General features: G+C 32.2%; 27 protein-coding genes. 1 reads left to right on the top strand and 26 read right to left on the bottom strand.

Annotated elements, in window-relative coordinates:
- Positions 1–22: 22 nt before the first annotated feature.
- Positions 23–1,147, bottom strand: coding sequence for a radical SAM family heme chaperone HemW (gene hemW, locus NSR03_RS04660; RefSeq protein WP_021339275.1), 1,125 nt, complete (start codon positions 1,145–1,147; stop codon positions 23–25).
- A gap of 98 nt (positions 1,148–1,245) precedes the next feature.
- A complete protein-coding gene (gene lepA, locus NSR03_RS04655; RefSeq protein WP_021339276.1) occupies positions 1,246–3,069 on the bottom strand; it encodes a translation elongation factor 4 in 1,824 nt (607 codons plus the stop codon).
- 321 nt (positions 3,070–3,390) lie between these two features.
- Between lepA and rpsT the strand changes: the two genes are divergently transcribed.
- Entirely contained in the window at positions 3,391–3,642 is a 252-nt protein-coding gene (gene rpsT, locus NSR03_RS04650) for a 30S ribosomal protein S20 (RefSeq protein ID WP_002507464.1), read from the top strand.
- Between the two features lie 157 nt (positions 3,643–3,799).
- Here rpsT and holA read toward each other — a convergent pair whose 3' ends face one another.
- The 24 genes from holA to NSR03_RS04530 all read right to left on the bottom strand — a co-directional run bounded on the left by holA (position 3,800) and on the right by NSR03_RS04530 (position 24,086).
- Positions 3,800–4,774, bottom strand: a complete 975-nt coding sequence (holA, locus tag NSR03_RS04645) for a DNA polymerase III subunit delta (RefSeq protein WP_002507463.1) — start codon at positions 4,772–4,774, stop codon at positions 3,800–3,802.
- Positions 4,775–4,846: 72 nt separating this feature from the next.
- Positions 4,847–6,895: a DNA internalization-related competence protein ComEC/Rec2 gene (locus NSR03_RS04640; protein ID WP_241957913.1), complete on the bottom strand. Its 2,049-nt coding sequence runs from the start codon at positions 6,893–6,895 to the stop codon at positions 4,847–4,849.
- Between the two features lie 165 nt (positions 6,896–7,060).
- Positions 7,061–7,522 (bottom strand): ComE operon protein 2, encoded by a 462-nt coding sequence (locus NSR03_RS04635; protein WP_002507461.1) that lies wholly within the window; start codon positions 7,520–7,522, stop codon positions 7,061–7,063.
- Between the two features lie 84 nt (positions 7,523–7,606).
- On the bottom strand, positions 7,607–8,320 hold the full coding sequence (locus NSR03_RS04630) for a helix-hairpin-helix domain-containing protein (protein ID WP_021339146.1): 714 nt from the start codon (positions 8,318–8,320) through the stop codon (positions 7,607–7,609).
- A gap of 50 nt (positions 8,321–8,370) precedes the next feature.
- Positions 8,371–9,087 (bottom strand): class I SAM-dependent DNA methyltransferase, encoded by a 717-nt coding sequence (locus NSR03_RS04625; protein ID WP_021339145.1) that lies wholly within the window; start codon positions 9,085–9,087, stop codon positions 8,371–8,373.
- A gap of 2 nt (positions 9,088–9,089) precedes the next feature.
- Positions 9,090–9,443, bottom strand: a complete 354-nt coding sequence (gene rsfS, locus NSR03_RS04620; RefSeq protein WP_002507458.1) for a ribosome silencing factor — start codon at positions 9,441–9,443, stop codon at positions 9,090–9,092.
- Positions 9,444–10,028, bottom strand: coding sequence for a bis(5'-nucleosyl)-tetraphosphatase (symmetrical) YqeK (yqeK, locus tag NSR03_RS04615; protein ID WP_069812930.1), 585 nt, complete (start codon positions 10,026–10,028; stop codon positions 9,444–9,446).
- The gene (locus NSR03_RS04610; RefSeq protein WP_002507456.1) at positions 10,018–10,590 is read right to left on the bottom strand and encodes a nicotinate-nucleotide adenylyltransferase; all 573 of its coding nucleotides are present in this window, start codon (positions 10,588–10,590) and stop codon (positions 10,018–10,020) included. Before NSR03_RS04610 ends, yqeK begins: the two co-directional genes overlap by 11 nt.
- Positions 10,590–10,880, bottom strand: a complete 291-nt coding sequence (gene yhbY, locus NSR03_RS04605; protein ID WP_002507455.1) for a ribosome assembly RNA-binding protein YhbY — start codon at positions 10,878–10,880, stop codon at positions 10,590–10,592. Before yhbY ends, NSR03_RS04610 begins: the two co-directional genes overlap by 1 nt.
- A gap of 12 nt (positions 10,881–10,892) precedes the next feature.
- Positions 10,893–11,690: a shikimate dehydrogenase gene (gene aroE / locus NSR03_RS04600; protein ID WP_021339143.1), complete on the bottom strand. Its 798-nt coding sequence runs from the start codon at positions 11,688–11,690 to the stop codon at positions 10,893–10,895.
- 12 nt (positions 11,691–11,702) lie between these two features.
- On the bottom strand, positions 11,703–12,803 hold the full coding sequence (yqeH, locus tag NSR03_RS04595) for a ribosome biogenesis GTPase YqeH (protein WP_002507453.1): 1,101 nt from the start codon (positions 12,801–12,803) through the stop codon (positions 11,703–11,705).
- Positions 12,804–13,331, bottom strand: coding sequence for a YqeG family HAD IIIA-type phosphatase (locus NSR03_RS04590; RefSeq protein WP_021339142.1), 528 nt, complete (start codon positions 13,329–13,331; stop codon positions 12,804–12,806).
- A 17-nt stretch (positions 13,332–13,348) separates the two neighbouring features.
- Positions 13,349–14,035, bottom strand: coding sequence for a 5'-methylthioadenosine/S-adenosylhomocysteine nucleosidase (gene mtnN, locus NSR03_RS04585; RefSeq protein ID WP_021339141.1), 687 nt, complete (start codon positions 14,033–14,035; stop codon positions 13,349–13,351).
- A 230-nt stretch (positions 14,036–14,265) separates the two neighbouring features.
- A complete protein-coding gene (locus tag NSR03_RS04580) occupies positions 14,266–15,498 on the bottom strand; it encodes an NRAMP family divalent metal transporter (RefSeq protein ID WP_021339140.1) in 1,233 nt (410 codons plus the stop codon).
- A 3-nt stretch (positions 15,499–15,501) separates the two neighbouring features.
- Positions 15,502–16,260, bottom strand: a complete 759-nt coding sequence (gene pxpA / locus NSR03_RS04575; protein ID WP_002512464.1) for a 5-oxoprolinase subunit PxpA — start codon at positions 16,258–16,260, stop codon at positions 15,502–15,504.
- Positions 16,260–17,618: an acetyl-CoA carboxylase biotin carboxylase subunit gene (locus tag NSR03_RS04570; protein ID WP_031265963.1), complete on the bottom strand. Its 1,359-nt coding sequence runs from the start codon at positions 17,616–17,618 to the stop codon at positions 16,260–16,262. Before NSR03_RS04570 ends, pxpA begins: the two co-directional genes overlap by 1 nt.
- Positions 17,619–17,640: 22 nt before the next feature.
- Positions 17,641–18,093 (bottom strand): acetyl-CoA carboxylase biotin carboxyl carrier protein, encoded by a 453-nt coding sequence (locus NSR03_RS04565; protein WP_021339137.1) that lies wholly within the window; start codon positions 18,091–18,093, stop codon positions 17,641–17,643.
- Complete coding sequence (locus NSR03_RS04560) at positions 18,090–19,100, bottom strand: 5-oxoprolinase subunit C family protein (RefSeq protein WP_021339136.1); 1,011 nt, start codon at positions 19,098–19,100, stop codon at positions 18,090–18,092. The genes NSR03_RS04565 and NSR03_RS04560 overlap by 4 nt, the downstream gene beginning before the upstream one ends.
- Position 19,101: 1 nt before the next feature.
- The gene (pxpB, locus tag NSR03_RS04555) at positions 19,102–19,824 is read right to left on the bottom strand and encodes a 5-oxoprolinase subunit PxpB (protein ID WP_021339135.1); all 723 of its coding nucleotides are present in this window, start codon (positions 19,822–19,824) and stop codon (positions 19,102–19,104) included.
- A gap of 291 nt (positions 19,825–20,115) precedes the next feature.
- Complete coding sequence (gene greA / locus NSR03_RS04550; protein WP_002512467.1) at positions 20,116–20,592, bottom strand: transcription elongation factor GreA; 477 nt, start codon at positions 20,590–20,592, stop codon at positions 20,116–20,118.
- Between the two features lie 27 nt (positions 20,593–20,619).
- A complete protein-coding gene (udk, locus tag NSR03_RS04545; protein WP_002507444.1) occupies positions 20,620–21,243 on the bottom strand; it encodes a uridine kinase in 624 nt (207 codons plus the stop codon).
- Positions 21,243–22,511, bottom strand: coding sequence for a peptidase U32 family protein (locus tag NSR03_RS04540; protein ID WP_021339134.1), 1,269 nt, complete (start codon positions 22,509–22,511; stop codon positions 21,243–21,245). Before NSR03_RS04540 ends, udk begins: the two co-directional genes overlap by 1 nt.
- 13 nt (positions 22,512–22,524) lie before the next feature.
- Positions 22,525–23,448 (bottom strand): peptidase U32 family protein, encoded by a 924-nt coding sequence (locus tag NSR03_RS04535; protein ID WP_021339133.1) that lies wholly within the window; start codon positions 23,446–23,448, stop codon positions 22,525–22,527.
- Positions 23,445–24,086, bottom strand: a complete 642-nt coding sequence (locus tag NSR03_RS04530; RefSeq protein WP_021339132.1) for an O-methyltransferase — start codon at positions 24,084–24,086, stop codon at positions 23,445–23,447. The genes NSR03_RS04535 and NSR03_RS04530 overlap by 4 nt, the downstream gene beginning before the upstream one ends.
- Positions 24,087–24,497 lie beyond the last annotated feature (411 nt).

Here is a 24,497-nt window from a genome sequence, read left to right as displayed (position 1 = left end):
AAAGCATTCAATTTTAATTTTTTTATACATTTAATAAAAATGCTTCAAAGACAATATTTCCAATGACTTTTCCACGTTCAGTCATTGTGATATGTCCGTTTTGCTCAATTAAAAGTTCACGTTGAATTAAGTCTTCTATAGTTTGACCATAGACTTCTTCTAATGTTTTTCCAAATTTCTGTGAAAACTTGTCTTTATCCACACCTATATTCATCCGTAAGCCTAAAAACATTTCTTCTTCCATTTGCTCTGTTTCGGTAGGAAATGTTGAATCTAATAAGGGGCGTTCATTATTTTGTACTTTTTTAATGTAATGGTTTACTGGATTTACATTATTATAACGCTCTCCATTTACATAACCACTTGCGCCAGCACCAAAGCCATAATAGCCTTCATTTTTCCAATACACTTTATTGTGTTCGGATTCATGTCCAACTTTACCAAAATTAGATATTTCATATTGATGCATCTCTGATTGTTCCATTCTTTCTAGTAGATATTCGTACATTTCTTCACCAATATCTTCATTAGGAACTTTCAATTGGCCTTTTCTATACATATTATAAAATTTTGTTTTTGGTTCTAATATCAAACCGTAACTCGATATATGATCAATATCCATCGACAAAGCCTTTTCTAGACTATCTTGAAAATCTTCTAGAGTTTGGTTCGGTAAATGATACATTAAATCTAAACTAATAGATGGAATGCCAACTTGACGAGCATTAGCAACCGATTGATAAATATCTTCTGTTTTGTGTGTTCTACCGAGTATGTCTAATAATTCTGGTTTAAATGTTTGAACACCCATAGACAACCTATTAACACCATAATCTTTAAGCAATTGAACTTTTTCAATTGTTAATTCATCGGGGTTTGCTTCAAAGCTAAATTCTCCTTTTATTTCAAAAGTATCTGTAATAGCTACTAATAATTTTTTGAGTTGTTGATAATCAAGTGCTGTAGGCGTACCGCCTCCAACAAAAACTGTTTCTAATTTTCTGACTTCACTTTGCTGCATTTCAGTGATTAAACAATCTAAATACGTATCAACTGGTTGGTTTTGTATAAAGTACTTGTTGAAATCACAATACGTACAAATCCTCACGCAAAAAGGAATATGGATATAAGCACTTTTCACTTCCATATTGCGTTCACCTACTTTCATTTTTTGAAGATGTGAGAACACAACAAAAAACTGGGGCATAAATCGAATGGATTTAAGGCCCCAATGTTTAATTTATATTAATCTTCATCCATCTTAAGAACTGCTAGGAATGCATCTTGAGGAATCTCAACGTTACCTACAGATTTCATTTTAGCTTTTCCGGCTTTTTGTTTTTCTAATAATTTTTTCTTACGGCTGATATCTCCGCCGTAACATTTAGACAATACGTTTTTACCCATCGATTTAATATTTGTACGTGCAACAATCTTTTGGCCAACTGCTGCTTGAACAGGGACCTCAAATTGTTGTCTTGGAATTAGTGTTTTTAATTTTTCAACTAACATTTTGCCACGGTCATATGCGAATTCTTTATGTACTATAAAGCTTAAAGCATCTACTTTTTCGCCATTTAGCAATATGTCCATTTTTACTAAGTCACTTTCTTTGTTATCAATAAATTCATAATCAAAAGAAGCATAACCTTTAGTATTAGATTTAAGTTGGTCGAAGAAATCAAAAACCACTTCTGATAATGGAATTTCGTAAATAATATTTACGCGAATATCATCCATGTATTCCATATTTACAAATTGTCCACGTTTACTCTGACATAATTCCATTACAGCACCAACATAATCATTAGGTACCATCATAGTAGCTCTAACAAATGGTTCATAAATCGTATCAATTTTGTCTCTTTCAGGCATATTAGCTGGATTATCAACAGTAACTTCTTCGCCTGTTTTCATAATACATTGATAGATTACTGACGGTGCTGTTGCAATAAGTGCAATACCAAATTCACGTTCAATACGTTCTTGAATAATTTCCATATGAAGCATACCTAAGAAACCAGTACGATAACCAAAGCCTAATGCTTGTGATGATTCAGGTTCGAATTCTAATGAGGCATCATTTAATTGTAATTTTTCTAATGCCTCACGCAAGTCATTGTAATCTTTGTTATCTATAGGGAATAAACCACAGAATACCATCGGGTTCATTTTTTTATAACCTTGTAGTGCTTGTTCTGCAGGACGTCTGACATGCGTGATTGTATCACCAACACGTGAGTCGTCAACATTTTTAATACTAGCTATAATGTACCCTACATCACCAACAGTAAGTTCTTCTACAGCTAATTGTTTTGGCGTATTAATACCAACTTCAGTAACTTCGAAATCCTTACCTGTAGCCATCATTTTAATGCGGTCTCCAGGTTTAACCGTACCTTCCACAACTCTTATAGATGAAATAACGCCTCTATAAGGATCATACTCAGAATCAAAGATAAGTGCTTTTAACGGTGCTTCAGGATCGCCTTGTGGTGGAGGAACAACTTCAACAATTTTTTCGAGTATATCTTCTATACCAATATTAGATTTTGCACTTGCTAGCACAACCTCGTCTTTATCGATACCGATGACATCTTCTAATTCCTGCTTCACACGTTCTGGCTCTGCTGCAGGTAAATCTATCTTGTTAATTACAGGCAATAACTCCAATTCGTTATCTAGAGCTAAGTAAACGTTAGCTAATGTTTGTGCTTCAATTCCTTGCGCTGCATCAACTACTAAGATTGCTCCTTCACAAGCAGCTAATGATCTAGACACTTCGTATGTAAAATCTACGTGTCCAGGTGTGTCAATAAGATGGAATGTGTATATTTCACCATCTTTAGCTTCATACTTTAAGCGAACAGCATTTAATTTAATTGTAATACCACGTTCTTGTTCTAAATCCATGGAATCTAGCAATTGCGCGTGCATATCTCTCGATTCAACTGATTTCGTGTTTTCTAAAATCCTATCAGCTAACGTAGATTTACCATGGTCTATATGTGCGATAATAGAAAAGTTTCTAATATTTTCGCGTTTATTGAAACGGTCTTGTTTATCCATGTATTATCCTTCTCACTTTCATAATTCTAGCCCGTAAATATGTATGACATTCTTTGATATAATAACGTTTTTAGTAGGTAATTGCAAATTTACTACGATTTTTTACTATTTTCCGTAAATAATTGATATACTTGATATTGTATTCTACTTTGCATTATAGAGTGAATGTTCTTCTTTTCCAAATAGTATTGTACCATTTTCATCGATTCTATGCGCCTGCGATAAATAAATGATTGCAGAAAGGCGCTCATTTTGATAAAATATTTCTTGTTGTAATCAAATTCATTTTGATAGCGAAATCATTATTAGGAGGTGACACACATGCCAAACATCAAATCTGCAATTAAACGTGTTAATACAAACCGTACTGCTGAAGAGCGTAACATTTCACAAAAAAATGAAATGCGTACAGCAGTTAAAAGAGCACACACAGCAATTGAATCAAATGCTGACAACAAAGCTGACTTAGTAAACTTCGCTTTGAAAAAAGTAGATAAAGCTGCTCAACGCAACTTAATCCACTCAAACAAAGCTGATCGTATCAAATCTTCACTTATGACAGCTGCTAAATAATAAAAAAGTTCAAGCCATGGCTTGAACTTTTTATTTGCGTAAATAAATATACGAATAACAAAGAAGTCTGAGCCACTGTGGCTTCAGGCTTTTTTGTATTATTAAAGAATTTAAACTTGTATTAACTTTCAAATAATATTAGCTCAAACATTTAAAATTAAAGTGATAGAATAAATAATTCTAATATTAAATGTTTATCCATATAAGAAGATTTTAATTTATAGTCTGTCTCCGCACAATTATCAATAATATTCAATAAACCTTCTAATTGATAATGTCTTGCCTGATTTAATGCTAATTTCACTCTATAAGGGTGTACATTTATTGTTTTTGCAATTTGTTGTCCACTATAACCCTTTTGACTCAATATTTTACTTTGATAAAATAAACGATAATTACTCGTAATAAGTGCTAATAATTTAATAGGTTCTTCCTTCATTGCAATTAAATCTTTTACTAATCGTATTGCTTTGGCCTTATTATTTTTTTGGATGTATTCTGTCAGTAAAAACACATTCTGTTCAAGACTCCTGTTTACAATTTGTTGGACATCTTGTTTGTTTATCGTTGGTCTATCTCCTAGAAAAAGAATCAATTTTTCAATTTCTTGCTTTACTATATTGAAATTAATACCAGTTAATTCTATAAATAAATCTAAAGCATCTTGTTTTATATCTTTATAATTTCCATGCAATTCATTTTTAATCCAATTTTTAATTTCATCTTCAGACATTTGTTCAATTTTTTTTAATTGAGCATGCTTCTTCAGAGACTTCACTAATTTTTTTCGTTCATCAAGTTTAGAATGATAAACTTCGAAGACAATCATGCTCTCACCATCGTATTTTTCTATAAATTCCATGAGTTGATCTATATTATGATTTACATCTTTAGGCGCTTTTTCACCAGTAAATACATATGCATTTTGAACTAATACTGCCTTTTTATCTGAGAAAAATGGCATCGTTAAAGCTTCTTCTATAATTGGCGATAAATCGCTTTCATATAGGTTATATTTAACAAAATTGAAATCATCTTTTGGAGTATCTAAATATTTTTCAATTACTTCTGTAGATTTCTTTTCAATTAATTCAGGCACTTCTCCGTATATTGTAATTATATTATTGCTCATATGTAGCACCCTTTCATCACTATTACACATTTAATCATTATATCATGCAGTGCTTTATCTCTCTACATAAAATCATTGTTTCAGATTAGCACTAAGTTCAAAATTAGAATTTAATGTAATAGAAATTTCTCCATTTTCACTTGTTTGTAGAACTTGAGAATTAATGCTTTTTAAGCGTTCTACTATTTCTTTGTTGGGTAATTTATATCTATTATTTCGACCAACAGAAATCAGACTTATTTTCGGCTGAAGTGTATCTATAAAAGATGCGCTAGAACTTGTTTTACTACCATGGTGTCCTACTTTTAAAATATCAATATTTTCAAGGTGATACTTATTTAACAATAACTGTTCATTATTTTTTGAAGCATCACCCATAAGTAAAATCTTGAATTTATCATATTCAATTAATGTAATAATTGATTGTTCATTTAGATCATTCGATGTTGTAATTGTGGCATCTAATAATTTAATTTTCGCTTTGTTAAGTGAAAAACTTTGCATTGATTTAAAGTCCAATAATTTTATGTTATAGCTTTTGCATATATTAACTAATGATTTTAGTTCTTTCAAATGGTAACTTTTTTTATTAATTATTATATTTTTTACAGGGTATTTTTCAATCAAAAAATTAAGTTCTCCCATATGATCTATATGTGGGTGAGTAACAATTAAATAATCTATTTTTTTAATACCATGTTTTTTCAAAGTCGGTAGTATATGAAACTTTGAGATATTGTGTTGGCTTGACTCTCCTTCTTGCAATAACTTGCCACCCGTATCAATCAATAAACTCTCTTGTCTATTTGTCTCAAATAAAATAGCATCTCCCTGCCCAACATCAAGCATTGTCAATTTATAATCATTAGATAATGGCAATATCGTAACGACTATATACAATAAAACAAATGAACAAATAAATAGACTATAAAATCTATGTGCAAATAATATTAAACACCCAAATATGAGCACAAATCCTAAAGTGATATTTAAGTCATTTAACTCTGGTATATACCATTTGTATGAACTTAAATTAATAAATATTTCCAAAAGAAAATCATGTAACTTTAAAATTAAATTAAGCAAATAAGTTAAAGTCATTATTTCAAATGGAAAGTGGCTTATAATAAAAAAGAAAATTACAAGTGGAAATAGTACAATAGTGTAAAAAGGAACAAAAATAAGATTTGCTAAAAAACCAAGCCATTGAATCTGGTTAAAATAAATAGCGATAATCATAAATGAGCCTAACTGAGCTATTATAGTAATAATTAGTAGCGATTTTATCGGTGAGGATTGAGCTATTAATGGCAATGTAAAAAGTATGAAGAATGTAATTAAAAAAGAAAATTGGAAGCCTATATTATAGGCGTAAGCAGGAGAAATAATCGTTAAGATTATAAATAAAAGTGCGAGTACATTCATTGGATTTTTTATAATTGCTTTAGGAATTATAATAATTATTAAGGCTGCTAAAATTGATCTCACAGCACTAGGAGCTAAATCAGTATAAAGAGCATATATCGGGAGAATAATAAATAATATCATCTTGATATAGGCTAACGGACACTTAAAAATATTTAATACGTATATTAAAATGCCTATGATCGCTGCAATATGAGTGCCACTTACTGCTAATAAATGATATATACCAATTTCTTTGAATTTATCTAATTCATTATTATTAATTTTTGAGGTATCTCCACTAATTAATGCAATAATTTTCTCTGGATGTTTGATCTTGGTGTGACTTAAACGTTCGAAAATATATTGTTTATGCCTATCTAAAATAGCATGATAATTCGAATTGTTTACTTTGCAACTTTCAAAATCAATTGTATTAATAAAAAGTGAAACCGGGCTATATGAGGACTGATTTAATGGTTTTAATATTGCTTTCACGTTACATGTCTTTTGATATAGCTGTATGTATTTATTACTGTTAATGTTGTTATTAACATAAAAGTAATAGTTATATTTTTTATTATTAATTTTAACTTTACCATGTAGCTTTTGATGTTCCAGAATAGGTTTAGTCACAAATTGTGCACCTACTTCGATATTTTGATTTAAGTAGGCTGCACGTGCTTTATTCTCACTTATTAAATTACTCTGAAACATCATATAACTAATGAATGGTATGATTAAAACAAATAAAATTTGGAACCACTTTAACCTTTTAAGTATCACTAAAAAAATTAAGATACCACATAAAAATATCGATAATAATTTAACATGTAGCCATAAAAGACCAACTAAATAAGCAATTACATAGTAAATCAGTGCCTATTTATTGGTAAGGTATTGTGCTACATGCTCTTGATTAAATGCTATTTTTTTATAATCGATACCTGATTGGTCTAGTAACTTTAATGCATATGAATGATTGTGATAGTCTTCAGCGTAATAAATTGTTTGAATACCAGCTTGGATGATTGATTTCGTACAATTTAGGCAAGGGAAATGTGTGACATATATCGTTGCTCCGTCTGTTGACACCCCTTGTTTGGCACATTGTAGTAATGCATTCATTTCAGCATGTATTGTACGTATACAATGACCATCCTCTAACAAACAATCCTCATCAATACAATGAACTTCGCCCGAAACTGAGCCATTGTAACCACCAGCAATGATTCTATTATCTTTAACAATTGTTGCGCCAACAGATAAACGTTGACAAGTGGAACGTAACGCCAATAAATGACTTTGAGCCATAAAGTATTCTTCCCATTTAATGCGATCCATGATGTTATACCTCCGTTAATAGTAATTATTTATTTTATGAGTAACTATAGGTTAATTTGTATTGAGTTATATTGCAATAAAAATCTATGTTGTAAAATATGAGCCTAATTTTTCAAGCGTCTTTGCTCCAATTCCTTTAACTTCTGTTAATTGTTCGATAGATTCAAAAGCACCATTTTGCTCTCTATATTCTAAAATAGATTTAGCTTTTGAAGGACCGATGCCAGGAACTGTTAATAGCTCTGGTTCTGAAGCAGTGTTAATATTTATTTTTTCCTGATTAGCGCTATTGTCAGTAACTTTTGTTGAATTTGAACTTACATTTTTATTTGTGGTATTAGTTTCATTGATTTGTTGATTTGAATTTATCGTTTCCTCTTTCTTTGGGATATAAATCAACTTTTGATCCACCAACTTTTCAGCTAAATTTATTTTTGACAAATCAGCATCCTCAGTAACGATTGCTCTATCTAAAAGTTGCTTAATTCTATCAGAAGATTTCATCATATAAATATCAGGATGCTTCACAGCACCTTTGATGTCCACAAAAATATCTTCTGTTTTAATCTTTTTAGCTTGTTCAGTACTATTTTTTGTATGCTTTGCATTGGTTTCTAGTTGTGTTTCTGTATTTGTGGTAATATCATCATTCGAATTTACTATTTTATGATCATTTTCATTTGTAAAAGTACTTTGTAGCAACCAAGCGATTAAAATGACCACGATAATTAAAATTGCTATAGCTACTGCTTTGTATTTACAAATGATTTCTTTTAGATTGTTCCACTGATCTAGCAATAAAAAATCACTCCTTTATACTATACACGTATAAAGGAGTGATTTTACTTTTATTTTTTGACAATGAAAAACAATCGATGTCCTTCATGACTATTATTCTTAATATCAAAATCGACAAACGTAGTAATTTGGCTAAACCCTACATTATTAAGCATTTCAATATAATCTGCTTCTGCGTATGTGCGTTGATAATGAGATTCATCGAACCTTGCATATTGATTGTCGTCTTGTTTAATAAAGAATGACATATCATGCCAAACGCTCAGTGGTTCCTCGCCTTGTACAGCTTCCCAAGCAAGAAAAACCTTTTCAGATTCATCGATATAACTTTGGTTATTAAATAATGTATTCATTTTAAAAGGTGTATGAACATCAAACATAAACACACCTTCTGTTTCTAAATGGTTAAAAACATGACTAAATGTGGTGAAGACATTATCTTTTTCAGGTAAATAATTTAAAGAATCACAAAAAATCGTAATTACATCAAATTTCTGATTCAATTCAAATTCAGTCATATCACCTTCTATCCAATTCACTTTGTTAGATTTCTGAGTTGCTATTGAAAGCATATCAACACTTAAATCCATACCTGTGATTTGGTCAAAGTCTGTTAGCAATGATGTTAAGCTGCCTGTGCCACAACCAATATCTAATATAGACGTCCTATTTTCAGCAAAATGGTTTACAATTTCTAACCATGATTCATAGGGTTGATCTAACGTTAGTTGATCATAGAACAAGCTCATTTCTTCATATTGCACCATAATTAATAAACAACCTGTCTATAACTCTCAAGAGGCGCATCACGATATAATTTCTCAATATTATAGTAATCACGTTCATCTTTATGGAATACGTGAACAACTACATTAGATAGATCAATAAGAATCCATCTGGCATCATTAAAGCCTTCCATTCGTTTTACTTCGATTTCAGCTTCGCTTGCTGCATCTTTTACCGAACGAGCTATAGCTTGAACTTGTTTTTCGTTATTACCATGACAAACTACAAAATAATCAGTCATGTCACTAATGCCTTTCATTTTTAAAGAAATAATATCTTCTGCTTTTTTATTCTCTGTTGCTTCGACAGCAATGTTTAATAATTGATCTGAATTCATTTAATCATCCTTTACTCTTTCGTCACTGTAATTGTAATAATTCAAGCATGCAATCGTGGCATCATAAACATTAATATCTTTATTAATTAAATATAGAACTGTTCGCTTAGAAATTTCATAAATGGTTTTATCTAAGCTACCTTGATTGTATGCTAAATCTCTAATTTCTTCAACGCCTGGGGTCTGACGACCTGGCTCTATATAATCAGCTATGAATATCAATTTCTCAGTTTTTGTCATTTGAGCGCGTCCAGTTGTATGATTTTTAATCGCTAATAAGACTTCTTCATCAGTGACATCAAACTGTTGATTCATTATTATAGCTGCTACTGGGCCATGTAATATTTCGGAACCATAACTCAGTAAATTACTATCTAATTCATTCTGTGTAACGATTTGATACATTGATCCTAAATCATCATATTTACAGTAATCATGTAATATACCTGCAAGTTCAGCCTTGTCTTTGTCGCCATCATAGATTTCTGCTAATTTCACAGCTGTTTCAGCAACTCTCAATGAATGGTTAAACCTTTTCTCGGGTAATTTATCTTTAACTAAACTAATTGCTTGATCAATTTTCATATAAACCTTCCTCTCGGATATATTGTTCTACACTAGGAGGAACTAAAACTTGAATATTTTCGTCGTTTTTAATTCTATCTCTGATTAATGTTGAACTAATATCAATACGCGGTATATTTATCGCTAACATACCAGGCTCTACTTCTTGAGCTGATTTATCTCTATTAACAATTACAAAAGTAATTAATGATTTTAACTCATCAATTTTATACCACTTTTCAAGTTGATTGTATTGGTCAGTACCTATAACAAAGTATAGCTTAGATTGAGGATGCTGCTTTAAAATATGCTCTACTGTATCATAAGTGTAGCTTTGCCCTTTTCGTTCAATTTCATCAAGACAAATTGTTCCAAATCCAAGTTCATTAATCGCACACTGAATCATATCTATTCTATACTGCACGTCTAAAAAATCATTATGCTCTTTTAATGGAGACATATAGCTCGGTATAAAATAGAACTTCTCAGGTTTTATTACGTTATTCACTTCACTTGCAACAACCATGTGAGCTGTATGAATCGGGTTAAACTGCCCACCATATAATACAATTGACTTAGTCATTATGGTAATTGTATTTGTTTGTTATCTTGAGATTCTTTGTACAATACAATCATAGACCCGATTACTTGTACGACATCACTTCTCGTCGCATCACTTAAGCTTTGTGCTAAATCATTTTTATCTTCATAATTATTTTGTAAAACATGTACTTTAATTAACTCTCTATTTTCTAAAATATCGTTAATTTGACTAACCATGTTATCATTTATACCTGATTTCCCAATTTGGAAAGTTGGGTCTACGTTATTTGCTTTACTTCTTAAAAATCTTTTTTGTTTACCTGTTAGCATAATATGCTCCTTTTATAAATGTTTTAGTACTGCTTCTTTCATTACTTGAATGTCTGGTGTTTGTTCGGTCCAAATCTCAAAACTTTCTGCGCCTTGGTAAACAAACATGTCCAATCCATTGTGTATAGGATTGCCTTTTTCTTCTGCTATTTCTAAAATTGGCGTTTTAAAAGGAATATAAACAATATCACTCACTAATGTATGTGAAGCTAATTGGTCGAGACTTATGGCTACATCTTTGTTTTGATTCATACCTGCAGGTGTAGTATTAATAATAATATCAAATTCAGCCAATGATTTTTCTGCGTCTGATAAACTAATCTTATTGATATCTAAATCCCAGTTATCAAAGCGACTCATAGTTCTATTAGCAACAGTTAATTTAGGTCGAACGTGTTTATTCAGTTCGTTTACAATACCTTTACTGGCACCGCCTGCACCTAAAATGAGTATATACGCATTTTGTAAATCCGGATAAGCCTGTTTAAGTCCTGTAACATAGCCTATGCCATCTGTATTGTAGCCTATCCATTTTCCGCCTTCAATTTTAACTGTATTAACTGCACCAACTGTTTTAGATTGGTCATCAATTTCATCTAAATAAGGTAAAATACGTTCTTTATGAGGTATTGTAACATTAAATCCAGAGAGCGCTTTGTCTTCTATGATTTCTTTAATAAGATGAAAATGTGCTTCAGGAATATTAATCGCTTCATATGTTGAATCATCATTTAAAGTCTCAAAGTTCGCATTATGCATAACTGGTGACAAAGAATGATCAATAGGATTGCCTATTACTGCATATTTCATATTAAACACACCTTACATTATTGAATTTCTTAATACAACATCTACATTTTTAGGTACTCGAACTATAACTTTGGCACCTTCATCAATCGTTATAAAACCTAATCCAGAAATCATCACATCTCGCTTCTCTTTACCTGTTTCTAATCTTACTGCTTTAACATTTTGTAAATCAAAATTATCAGGATTATGAGGTGGTGACAATAATGCACCTAACTGATTTTTCCACAATTCATTAGCATTTTCAGTTTTAGTTCTATGAATATTGAGTTCGTTTGAAAAATGACATACTAATGAACGTCTGCCACCACTAACATAGTCAATACGCGCTATCCCACCAAAGAATAAAGTTTGACCTTCATTCAATTGATATACACGTTGCTTAACTTCTTTTTTAGGCATAATCGTTTTAAGTTCATCGTCCGTTACCACATGTGTCATTTGATGTTCTTGAATCACGCCTGGAGTATCAAACATAAATGATGTATCATCTAACGGTATGTCAATCATGTCTAGCGTTGTTCCTGGGAATCTAGATGTAGTAACAACATCTTTTTCACCAACACTGCGTTCAATTAATTTATTTATAAGCGTAGATTTACCAACATTTGTAGTTCCTACAATATAAACATTGTCGTTATTACGTAATGTGTTAATAGATGCTAATAAATCATCTATTCCTTCATTTTTTTCTGCAGATATCAATACAACATCTTCAGTTTCTAAACCATATTTTCTTGCTGTTTTCTTCAACCATTCTTTAACTCGACGTTTATTAATCTGTTTAGGCAATAAATCTAACTTATTGGCTACTAAAATGATTTTTTTATTACCTACAATACGTTTGATTGCATTAATGAAAGATCCTTCAAAATCAAAGACATCTACAACATTTACTACAATTCCTTTTTCATCTGCTAAACCGTTCAATAAATTTAAAAAGTCTTCACTATCTAAACCAACATCTTGAACTTCATTGTAATTTTTTAGTCTAAAGCATCTTTTACATATGACATCTTCACGATGTAAATTATGTTCTGGCACATAGCCTGCCGCATCTGGATCTTCAGATTGAAGTGGCGCACCGCATCCGATACATTTTAAAATTTCAGTCAATCAATTTTCCTCCCATTTGATATAGCCTTTTTTTCTAAAGTGTTGTAATAATCTTCGCTCTATCATTCGGTTGAATTTCGTAATAAAACCATCCGTTTGTTTCACGGGTACCACCATAATTGTGAAGAGGCCACGTCTATTACCTCCAAATACATCTGTAAGCATTTGGTCACCAATCACAACAATTTCAGAAGGTTTTAAGTGCATTAATTGTGCGGCTTGATTAAAAGCACGACCTCTTGGTTTTTTTGCTTTGAAAATATAATCAACATTCAATGATTTTGAAAAACTACCAACACGTTTTTCATTATTATTAGAAACAATCGTAATTGTGATACCTAATGCATTTGCTTTCTCAAACCATTGTTTTACTGCTGCAGTCGGGTCTGCTTCGTCCCATCCTACAAGTGTATTATCTAAATCTGTAATAATTCCTTTCACGCCAGATGCTGCTAGTTTATCAATATCTATTTGAAAAACGGACTGCACATATTCATTTGGCATAAAATAGCTTTTTATTATACCCATTATTTATTTTCACCTTTTTATATAGTTTTAATTAAACGCTCAACAATTTCACTAGAAGATATTGCTGCTTTTTCTAAAAATACATCGAACGTAATACCAGCATCGCCGTCAGCTAAATCTGAAATTGCACGCGTAATTATGAATGGCAAATTAAATTGATAGCAGGTTTGTGCAATTGCAGTAGCTTCCATTTCTGCAGCCATTGCTTGTGGGAAGTTCGTTTTAATCGTCGTACGTTGCTCAGTTGTACCAATAAAGCTATCTCCACTCACAATTAACCCAGTTTTAGCTACAAGTTGTTGTTCATTTATTGCATCTGTTGCCTTTTTAATTAAATGCTCATCAGCAATAAATTGTGCTGGCATTTGCGGTATTTGTCCTAACTGATAACCAAACGCTCTTGCATCTGCATCATGATAAGCAACCATATCACTGACAACAACATCACCAACATTTAATGTTTTGTCTAAAGCTCCTGCAGAGCCTGTATTAATAATTACATCAGGTTTAAATTTCTCAATTAATAATGTCGTAGAAATTGCAACATTCACTTTACCAATACCACTTTGTGTAAGTACTATCTCTTTATCATGTAGACGACCTTTATAGAATATTACATGCGCAATTTTTATTTCTTCTAATGTTTCAAGTTTATCTTTTAAGATTGCTACTTCTTCTTCCATAGCACCTATAATACCTATCATTATAATTCACCTCATATTAAAATCCTAGCCTTAGTTATTCTACCACATTTATGTTCAGAGCTCGATCATTGTTCAACTTTTTATATTAAATTCTATATGTTATTTTCCCTATTTTTAAGTTAGTAATATTAATTTTTTTATACATTTGAATTCTTTATTTTTTTCCATATAAAAACTCTGAACAATACATTAGCAGTATGTATCGTTCAGAGTATTAAAATATTGATATATTAACTACCAAATAAACCTGATAAGCTTTGTAGAGAGAATAATGCTGCAGCAATTGTAACTATTACTGCCAATATACCAAAGAGTAACATCCACGTTGGATGATGATAATCTCCGACAATTGATTTTCGTTTACTAGCTATTAAAATCGTACCTAACGTAATTGGTAGAATAAAACCGTTAAGTGCGCCAGCAACAATTAATAAAGTGACTGGTTGACCTATGAATAAAAATACTAGTGAAGAAACAACAATAAAACTAATTACGATTATATTGGTTTTATTGTATATCGATTTATGTAGTGTTTTTAAAAATGTCGCACTCGTATAAGCAGAACCAATTACAGATGACATTGCAGCTGCGAATAATACGACACCAAAGATACTACGTCCAACTGGTCCAAGTACATGTTCAAAGACTGAAGCTGGTGGGTTTTCTGAACTTAAAGTAACACCTGTAACAACTACACCCAGTACCGCTAAGAATAATAAAGCTCTTAAAACGCCGGTAGTCAATATGCCAGAGATGGCGGCTTTGTTAATAAATGGTAAATATTCTTTGCCTTTAATTCCAGAGTCTAAAATTCTATGCGCCCCTGCAAAAGTAATATAACCACCAACTGTTCCACCTACCAAAGTAATAATCGGTAATACAAGCGCCAATGGTTGTTCTGGCATAACTAAATGTTTAGCCGCTTCTGCATATGGCGGATTGGCCTTGAACATTACGAATGCTATGACTACAATCATGAGCATACCTAAACACATTGTGACAAAGTCCATAATCTTTTGACCACTTTTACTAATAAAGATACCGATCGCTAGAACTGCTGTAATCGCAGCACCAATCTTCACATCTAAACCGAAAATGGCATTTAAACCAAGCCCAGCGCCTGCTATATTACCGATATTGAAAGCTAATCCTCCAATGGCTATCAGTATTGAAATAATTGTACCTAGCCCATTGAATATCTCATTTGCTACTTCTTGACCACGTTTACCGGTAACTACTAATACTCTCCAAATATTTATTTGCGCTCCAATATCTATAATAATAGATAATAGAATAGCAAATGCGAAACTTGAAGTAAATTGTGCAGTAAATACTGCGGTTTGAGTTAAAAATGCTGGTCCTATAGCAGATGTTGCCATTAAAAATACCGAACCTAATAATAACCTTTTATGGTTTTTTGTGAACTCAAAACCTTTTTCTTCAGAACTTAATCTTTCTTTCATAGGTTAGCCCCCTAGACTTTTTATAGAAACGCCTTCTTTCGTTAATCTTTCTCTAATTTGTGTTACAAACTCGAGAGCATGTGCACCATCTCCATGCACACAAATTGTATCAGCTTCTATGCTGATGGTCTTTTGGCTTTTTGCGACAACGGTTTGCGATTTCACCATGTTAACTACTTGCTCAATTGCTTCATTTGTATCCGTAATTAGTGCATCGTGTTCTTTCCTACTTACAAGTTGGCCATCGTCTTCGTAACGTCTATCTGCAAAGACTTCTGAAGCTGTTGTTAAACCAACTAATTTAGCTTCAGAAATTAATGACGTGTTAGATAATCCCACATATATTAGGGTCTTGTCAATATCAAATACTGCTTGTGCGATTGCACGAGCTATATCTTTATTTCTAGCTCCCATTTGATAAAGGGCACCATGCGGTTTTACGTGATTAATCTTCACGTTATGAATTTTACAAAATCCACTTAATGCACCAATTTGATAAACAACAATATCATAAATTTCATTTGGTGATAAATCCATATTTCTACGTCCAAATCCTTGTAAATCTGGCAATCCTGGATGAGCACCGATTCCTACACCATGTGCTTTGGCTAATTTAATTGTTTCATTCATTACATGTTGGTCACCAGCGTGAAAACCACAAGCGATATTTGCTGAAGTAATTAGTGGGATGATTTGTTCATCCCCTCCAAATGAGTAATTACCGAATGCTTCACCGAGATCACAATTTAAGTCTACTTGCATTAAGATACCCCCTTGATAATTTGATGTCTATCTAAAAATTTTATATCTACTTCTTTTGCATCTCCATCTGCATACAATGGATATGATAATACTGCGTATAAAAAGTCAGCAGTTGTTGTAAAACCGTCTATCACCATTTCATCTAAAGTGACTTTTAATTTATTGATTGCACGTTGTCTGTCGGGTGCTTTTACAATCACTTTTGCTACTAAAGAATCATAGTAAGGAGAAACAGTATAACCTTGGTAAAGTAAACTATCTACACGTACGTTAAATCCTTGTGGTAAGTGTAATGCTTCTACTTTACCTGGTGAAGGTTGGAATTGTCGTTCTGGGTTCTCTGCATTAATTCGTGCTTCGATTACATGTCCATCAAAAACTATATCTTCCTGTGTAAAAGGCAATTCACCATTTATCATCAAGTATAGTTGAGCTTGTAGTAAATCCCTATTCGCTCTCATTTCAGTCACCGTATGTTCTACTTGAATACGCGCATTCATTTCAATGAAATAATATGCTTCGTCTGTTACTAAAAATTCGATTGTGCCTGCACTTCTATAATTAGAAGCATTTGCGACTTTGACAGCATCAGTACACATTGCATTTCTAGTCTCTTCTGTTATTGCTGCACATGGTGATTCTTCAATTAATTTTTGGTTTTTTCTTTGTACAGAACAATCTCTTTCCCCTAAATGTATGTAATTATTCTTACCATCACCAATGACTTGAACTTCTACATGTTTCGCTACGGGAATGAACGATTCAACATAAATACGATCATCACCAAAATACTTTTCTCCCTCACTCTTGGCTTCTTTAAAAGCTTTAGCTAATTCACCAACTGTTTTAACAATTCTAATACCTTTACCACCGCCACCGCTAGCAGCTTTTAAAACTAGAGGGAAACCAATATCTTTTGATATTTTCTTCACTTCTTCAATTGACTCCACAGCATTCGTAGAACCAGGAATAATTGGCACGCCCGCATCATCAACTGTTTGACGAGCGGTGATTTTATCACCCATCATTTCCATCGTCAATTGTGTTGGGCCAATGAAATCAATATTATTTTCTTCTACTTTTTGTGCAAAAGAAGTACTCTCTGATAAAAAGCCATACCCTGGATGTATTGCAGTAGCGCCACTGATTTTGGCGGCGCTAATAATTCGATCTTGATTCAAATAACTCTCTAGTGGATTTGCCTCACCTATGCAAATAGCTTGATCAGCTAAACTCACATGTAAACTCGTTTCATCCCCTAATGCATATATAGCTACTGTTTCAACATCCATCTCTCTACATGCTCGGATAATTCTAACAGCTATCTCTCCTCTGTTTGCTATTAAACAACGATACACAGCAAACGCCCCTTTCTTTCACTTATTTTATTTTAATAATCGTCTGATTATATTCGACATTCTCACCATGTGCTACTACGATTTCCTCCACTACACCATCTATGTCACTTTTCACTTCATTCATTACTTTCATCGCTTCAATAAAACCAATCGTATCACCTTTATTTATTTCATCACCAACACGAATGATTGGCTCAGTAAGCTCCTTTTCATCTTGTTGGAAGAACGTACCTACCATTGGTGATTTAACTTCTTTAAAGTTGTCATGCTCCTTTGTTTGGCCGTCCGCTACACTTTGATTTTGAGTGAATGCTTGGTTGGCTAAAGTTTGTGAACTATGATCGGAAGAAAATGAATGTAATTTATTGTCATTAAAATCTATAGATATTTCACTTTTGCTATCTTTGTATTCAAATTTTTTAACTTCGTTTTCTTTTACTAATTTTATTAATTGCTCGATTTTTTCAAGATTCATTTTAATTCCCCTTTTAATAATTTTTTGATACGTGAAGCCGTTGGTCTGAATTGCGCTGTATTATAAATAGGTGTATCGATTGTATTTTCTAATACTTTCTTGAAATCTAATTCTTGTTGTTTTAATTTATTTGTTGCTTCTTCAATCGTTGTCCATTCAAAATGTAGCATGTCCCCCGGTTGTTTCTGTGCTAAAATATGTAAATCTGAAGCACATACAGTAGCAATTTTTGTATAACCACCAACTGTTTGTTTATCATTCAATAGAATAATTGGATTGCCATCGTTCGGAACTTGAATGCTACCTAAAGCTACTGGTTCAGAAATGATATCCGCAGAATTAATTGGTGAAATTATCTCACCTTGTAATCGATATCCCATGCGGTCTGATTTTTCTGAAATTTTAAAATCAACTGTTGTTAATTTATCTTGCGCATCTTGAGTGAATCGATTTATTTGTGGTCCTTCGATTATTTGAATTGTATCTTTATTAAATGATTCAGTATTTAATTCTAAACTGTACCCTATTTGGGAAAGGTATGTATCGTCTTGTTTACACAAAATTACATCGTATCCTTTTAAGGCACGTCCTTTATATCCTCCGATATGACTACGTGTATGCGTTGCATAACTACCAGCTACAATTGGAACATCTATCGGTTTACCAAACAAAATATAACCTCTTGCACCATTAACTACAGCACCTAGTTCCAATACATCCCCTTTTTTCACTGAAGTTACTGTTTGAACATCAATCACTTCATCATTTATCTTGGCATTAAATTGCGCACCAGTGATAATAAAAGAATTATCTTCTAAAAATTGAAGTGTTGGCCCAATAATTGTGCATTCAATTGCAGGTCCATTATTTCCAATAAGTGTTTGACCTAATCTATATGCATATTGATCTAACACGCCTGCATTTGAAAAGCCTTGATTTTGAAAACCAATTCTACCTTGATCTTGTATTGTGCTAAATAGTCCAGGATTTAAAATTTTTATAGACATATTAAATTTTCACCCACTTTTCTATATCAAAATCGTCATATTGTTGTTCATCTAATATACGATGGTATGTTTCTACTTCAATAGCATAAAATTTTATATAGTCTCCTGCGTCATATAAACACATAGGTTCTCTATGAATATCAAACACTCTAATAGGCGTACGTCCTATAATTTGCCAACCACCAGGCGATTGTTTTGGATAGAGACCTGTTTGATTATTAGCAATACCTACAGAACCTGCATGAATGCTTGTCCTCGGTTCTTGACGTCTTGGCGTATGTAATTGCGTATCTAATCCTCCTAAAAAAGGAAAGCCAGGCATAAAACCTAGCATATAAATTAAATAAGTATTTTCAGTATGTATTCGTATAACCTCTTTAGTAGTTAAATTATTATGCGATGCTACCTCTTGAATATCTTGTCCATAACTTCCACCATATAACACTGGTATATTAATTGTTTGTGTTGGTGTAGCTGTATCATTAAATTTTGTTATGTCCATTTGATTTAAATTAAGCGCTTTAATTATATAGGTTAAATCACTTTTAGTGATATCAATGGTTAACATAATTGCGCGATACGAAGAGACTACTTCAATAATCGCTGGATTGTTTTGTGCTTTAATATATTGTTCAACGCGTTGTACCTTTTGAAACGTATCAGGATCAATACGCTCTTCAAAATATATCATAATCGTTTGTTCATTAATTAATTTATAATTCAAAGATTATGCCCCCTTTATTACATTTACAATATAGTTTATCTTCAAATAAACTATATTGTGCACATGCTATTCATAGTATATCATTTATTTTAAAATTGTGTTTAATACAAAAAGTTATTACTAATAATAAGTAAACGTTTATTAAACAAAGTATATTAGTAAATAAAATAGCAATATTATTCTAAAACTTGATTCTTATCATTAAGTTAACAAAATGTTACCATCAAGTATATAATTACTTTTATATAGTGTAAAATCCCCTTAAACATATATATGTTTAAGGGGATTTTTTTATTTAATATTTTTAATAATAACGTTTATTTCGCCACCATTAGGTAACGGTACACGTACTTCTTCTTCTAATTTTTTACCAATTAAACTTTTAGCCATTGGTGATTCATTAGAAATTTTACCATTGAATGCATCAGATTCAGCCGAACCAACAATTTGGTATTCTTCTTCTTCTTCGCCTGGTAATTCAACAATTGTTACTGTTTTACCAATTTTAACTTCATTGTTATCACCAGTATCTTCGATAATCTGTGCATTACGTAACATATGTTCTACACGTTGAATATCTTGTTCGATAAATCCTTGTTCGTCTTTTGCAGCATCGTACTCTGAGTTCTCAGATAAGTCACCAAAAGAACGTGCTACTTTAATTTTTTCAACGACTTCTGGTCGTTTAACTGTTTTTAATTCTTCTAACTCATGTTCTAGCTTCTCAAAACCCTCTTGAGTCATTGGATATTGCTTTTGATTTTCCATTATGTCATCTTCCTTTACATATACATACTATTGTTTACTTACTAAAGTTTGAATCTTTGTCGTCATTATATCGATTGCTACTTTATTACTGCCACCTTCTGGAATAATAATATCTGCATATCTTTTAGTTGGCTCTATAAATTGATTATGCATTGGTCGCACCACATTTAAATACTGATTTATAACAGAATCCATAGTACGGCCTCTTTCTTCAGTATCTCGAAGTAACCGCCTTAAGATACGCAAATCAGCATCAGTATCAACATAAATTTTGACATCCATTAAATCTCTTAATGTTTTGTTTTCAAGCGCAAATATACCTTCCACGATAATAACATCTTTTGGCTTAAATGCAATCGTTTTATCACTTCTCGTATGATTTGAATAATCATACGTTGGAACTTCAATTTGTTTCCCATTTCTCAAATCATTTAAATTCTCGATTAACAAATCATTATCAAATGCAAACGGATGGTCATAATTGGTTTCCAAGCGTTCATCAAAAGTTAAATGCGATTGGTCTTTATAATAATAGTCTTGAGCCAATAGTGCAACACTATGACCTTCTAAATTCTTCATAATTTCATTTGTTACTGATGTTTTCCCCGATCCGGAGCCGCCTGCAATTCCTATAATTGTCGTACTATTCATTATCCAATTTCCTTTCTCATCATGTTGTTGGTATAAATTGGATGATCGACTTTGATTTGCACGATTTGCAATGGGTGGCGTGCAGCATCAAGTTCATTACCTTCTTCATCATAAATTGTATCCACAACTTGTCTAAATGTTTCAATTTCAGGGCCAAAAAATTCGATTTCTTGTCCAGGTTCAAATTTATTACGTTGTTGCACTGTGGCTATATGGGTAGAACTATCATAGTCTAATACTAAACCACAAAAGTCAAATGATGCATTCTTTTTATTTTGTTGCCCAAACATTTGTTCTTCATAGCCTGGCGTGCCTTCAATAAACGCTGAGGCCGTATCTCTATTGGCACATTTATCTAATTCGATTAACCATTCTGGCTTGATTTTAAAATGTTCTGGATCCTCCGCATAAGCATCGATGACTTTGCGATACACAGAAACAACTGTTGCAATATAATGAATAGATTTCATACGTCCTTCAATTTTTAAAGAATCAACGTCAATATCCATCATTTTTGGTATAGCTTCGATTAGTTTTAAATCTTTAGGACTCATTGCAAATGGCGCAACTTCATCATCGTCATAGAACAAATCTAACTCGCCGTGTTGATCTACTTGTAACAAGTCATAATCCCAACGACAACTTTGACAACAACCACCCCTATTGGAATCACGCGCTGTCATATGATTGCTTAAAGTACATCTTCCTGAATAAGCAATACACATCGCACCATGTATAAAAGATTCGATTTCAATATTTACTTTTTCCTTCATCTCTTTCATTTCCATTGCTCCAGTTTCACGAGCTAATACCACTCGATCTAAGCCTTCTTCTTTCCAAAATTCAACGGCTTTATAATTTGAAAGAGATTGCTGTGTAGATAAATGTATCTCTAATTTAGGTGCCACACGTTTACATGTTTCAATAATAAGAGGGTCAGCAACGATAATGCCTGTTGCACCAGTTAAGGCTAAATTACGCAAATAATCATCTAATCCATTTATATTTTCATCATGCGCAATGATATTGGTAGTAACATAAATTTTAGCACCATAGCGTTGTGCAAATTCAACGCCTTCTTTAATTTCATCCATTGTAAAATTATCTGCATTTGATCTTAAACCGTATTCTTGTCCACCGAGGAACACAGCATCTGCTCCATAGTGTACTGCAATTTTTAATTTTTCTAAATTACCAGCCGGAGCCAGAAGTTCAGGTTTATTCATTTTAGGTTTATTATGTAATTTAACTTCTTCTAAAACTTTCACTGTTAAACCTCCATCAATATACTGTTTGTTTAAATAAAAAGCCTTCGTCAAACGGACGATGTTCTGGTTGTATAGCTTCAATTGGGTCGACAAGCATAAATTTTTCATCTTCATAAACTTCAGGATCTTCGTTATATAAATCAATGGCTTCTCTATATTGTTCTGTACATACATTAATATAGGTTTCTGATTGTAATACACCATCTATTTTCAATGCATCTATACCTGCTGCTAAAAGTGGCTCTAACTCTTCAATGAGACATATATCATTAGGTGACATGATATGTGTACCATTATAATCCTCATACACCGGATATTTATTATCACGTTCTTCATCGTATAATAATAATTCATTTGCTTGTTTATTTCTTTCAATTTTCATTTGTCGTTCTTGAAATGTATAATAATTGCCTAATAGCATACGTTTAGATTGGAACATGCAAGTCATTCCATGCACTTGAACTTCAATCTCAACATCAGCATTTTCCTTAATATTAATAATCTCTTCTAAACTAAGCTCTCTAGCTAATTGAGCACGTTGAGCACCTTTTTTTCCCCAATAATTACATTGAAAATAATTGGTAACAAGTGCTTCAGCATCCCAATTTAATGGGATTGGATGTGCTTGTTCTTTTACAAACATAACCACTGCCGGGTCACCAAATATAATTCGGTCTACTTTAATTTCATGCAAAAAATTAATATAAGACGCTAATGCGTTCAGATGATAATTATGAAAAATGCCATTAACAGCAGCATAAGCTTTTTTACCTTGACTATGTATTAAATTCACAGCTTTTATCATGTCATCTTTATTAAATTCACCTGCAAGCCTTAAGCCGAATTTTTGTTCGCCAATTACAAAAGCATCAGCACCTTTTCCAATTAATGTTTCAATATGTGCAACAGATTTTGGTGTTACTAATAATTCTGTCATTTTGATTCCCCTTTAATTGAAATTGCCAAACCATCATCCATGTTTAAAAAATTAGTAGTATAATCCGTGTGGTTCATTAGCCATTCATTGTAATCTTGTACTTTCTTTACCATTTGTCGGACATTTCTATTACGAACGACAGAAATATCAGATACAAAACCGTGATAAAGTACGTTGTCAGTAACTACGATGCCCCCTACTTTTAATAAAGGCGTATAAAGTTCAAAAAACTTTTTGGATTGTGCCTTCGCTGCATCAATAAATATCATATCATAGCTGCGATCATCCACATTTTCAACTTGCTCCAATGCATCGCCTTCAATTAATCTAATTTGGTTATAATATTGAAATAACTCAATATTTTCTTTCGCTTTATCTTGCATTTCTACATTACGTTCAATTGTAGTCACATTAATTTTTTCAGAAATAGAGGCAAATTGCATAGCGCTATAACCAATTGCAGTTCCAATTTCTAAAATATTAATAGGTTTATGTAATCTAATAATTTGTTTTATCATTTCTAAAGTGAGCTTATCAACGATGGGCACTTGATTTTCCTCTGCATAGGTTCTTAATGATTCAATATCTTTATCAGTTTGCTTATGCAAATTTAACAAATATAATTGATTATTATCCATTTTCATAACTTCCTTTGTTGTAAAATGATACTTTCGATTTAAATAATAAAATAAATCAGTCAGAATAAATTGACTGATTGTCTTTAATAAAAGTAATTGGTTACTCGCTTTTTATAAGGGTACACGTTCAAGTATTGATACAGAGATATATCATAAATATACATAACGTACGATTGAAATTAACTTTATATATTTTACCATAAACTAGCATAAAATATAAGTGTAAATTGTGCTTTGAAGCTGTGGTGAGCTTTATGTTGTGTTTACCAAAACGGAAGTCTCTGTTTAGAATATGAACTGGACGGGGACTTATGCCAACGATAAAAAAACTGTCAACAAAACTTCACACGTTTGTTGACAGCAAGAAAGGATGATTTCTAATGAAATCATCCTTTAGTTATTTATTAGTCC

Source organism: Staphylococcus sp. FSL W8-1207, assembly GCF_038003745.1.
In the GTDB taxonomy this organism is placed as follows: Bacteria; Bacillota; Bacilli; order Staphylococcales; family Staphylococcaceae; genus Staphylococcus; species Staphylococcus equorum.
This window is presented reverse-complemented; position numbering and strand designations above follow the sequence as displayed.

Bases quoted from the DNA above. Each gene is read 5' to 3' on its own strand.
- greA (WP_002512467.1), bottom strand. From the start codon at position 20,592: ATGGAAAATCAAAAGCAATATCCAATGACTCAAGAGGGTTTTGAGAAG.
- NSR03_RS04625 (WP_021339145.1), bottom strand. From the start codon at position 9,087: ATGGTGCAATATGAAGAAATGAGCTTGTTCTATGATCAACTAACGTTA.
- holA (WP_002507463.1), bottom strand. From the start codon at position 4,774: ATGAGCAATAATATAATTACAATATACGGAGAAGTGCCTGAATTAATT.
- rsfS (WP_002507458.1), bottom strand. From the start codon at position 9,443: ATGAATTCAGATCAATTATTAAACATTGCTGTCGAAGCAACAGAGAAT.
- yhbY (WP_002507455.1), bottom strand. From the start codon at position 10,880: ATGCTAACAGGTAAACAAAAAAGATTTTTAAGAAGTAAAGCAAATAAC.
- NSR03_RS04640 (WP_241957913.1), bottom strand. From the start codon at position 6,895: ATGTTTCAGAGTAATTTAATAAGTGAGAATAAAGCACGTGCAGCCTAC.
- rpsT (WP_002507464.1), top strand. From the start codon at position 3,391: ATGCCAAACATCAAATCTGCAATTAAACGTGTTAATACAAACCGTACT.
- NSR03_RS04590 (WP_021339142.1), bottom strand. From the start codon at position 13,331: ATGGGTATAATAAAAAGCTATTTTATGCCAAATGAATATGTGCAGTCC.
- NSR03_RS04580 (WP_021339140.1), bottom strand. From the start codon at position 15,498: ATGAAAGAAAGATTAAGTTCTGAAGAAAAAGGTTTTGAGTTCACAAAA.
- NSR03_RS04610 (WP_002507456.1), bottom strand. From the start codon at position 10,590: ATGACTAAGTCAATTGTATTATATGGTGGGCAGTTTAACCCGATTCAT.
- lepA (WP_021339276.1), bottom strand. From the start codon at position 3,069: ATGGATAAACAAGACCGTTTCAATAAACGCGAAAATATTAGAAACTTT.
- udk (WP_002507444.1), bottom strand. From the start codon at position 21,243: ATGAATAGTACGACAATTATAGGAATTGCAGGCGGCTCCGGATCGGGG.
- NSR03_RS04530 (WP_021339132.1), bottom strand. From the start codon at position 24,086: ATGGATAATAATCAATTATATTTGTTAAATTTGCATAAGCAAACTGAT.
- pxpA (WP_002512464.1), bottom strand. From the start codon at position 16,260: ATGCAAGTAGACTTAAATTGTGATCTCGGTGAAGCATTCGGTAATTAC.
- mtnN (WP_021339141.1), bottom strand. From the start codon at position 14,035: ATGATAGGTATTATAGGTGCTATGGAAGAAGAAGTAGCAATCTTAAAA.
- NSR03_RS04560 (WP_021339136.1), bottom strand. From the start codon at position 19,100: ATGTCTATAAAAATTTTAAATCCTGGACTATTTAGCACAATACAAGAT.
- hemW (WP_021339275.1), bottom strand. From the start codon at position 1,147: ATGGAAGTGAAAAGTGCTTATATCCATATTCCTTTTTGCGTGAGGATT.
- NSR03_RS04535 (WP_021339133.1), bottom strand. From the start codon at position 23,448: ATGACAGAATTATTAGTAACACCAAAATCTGTTGCACATATTGAAACA.
- yqeK (WP_069812930.1), bottom strand. From the start codon at position 10,028: ATGAAAATTGATCAAGCAATTAGTTTAGTTAAAGATAAATTACCCGAG.
- NSR03_RS04565 (WP_021339137.1), bottom strand. From the start codon at position 18,093: ATGAATCTTGAAAAAATCGAGCAATTAATAAAATTAGTAAAAGAAAAC.
- NSR03_RS04635 (WP_002507461.1), bottom strand. From the start codon at position 7,522: ATGGATCGCATTAAATGGGAAGAATACTTTATGGCTCAAAGTCATTTA.
- aroE (WP_021339143.1), bottom strand. From the start codon at position 11,690: ATGAAATATGCAGTAATAGGCAATCCTATTGATCATTCTTTGTCACCA.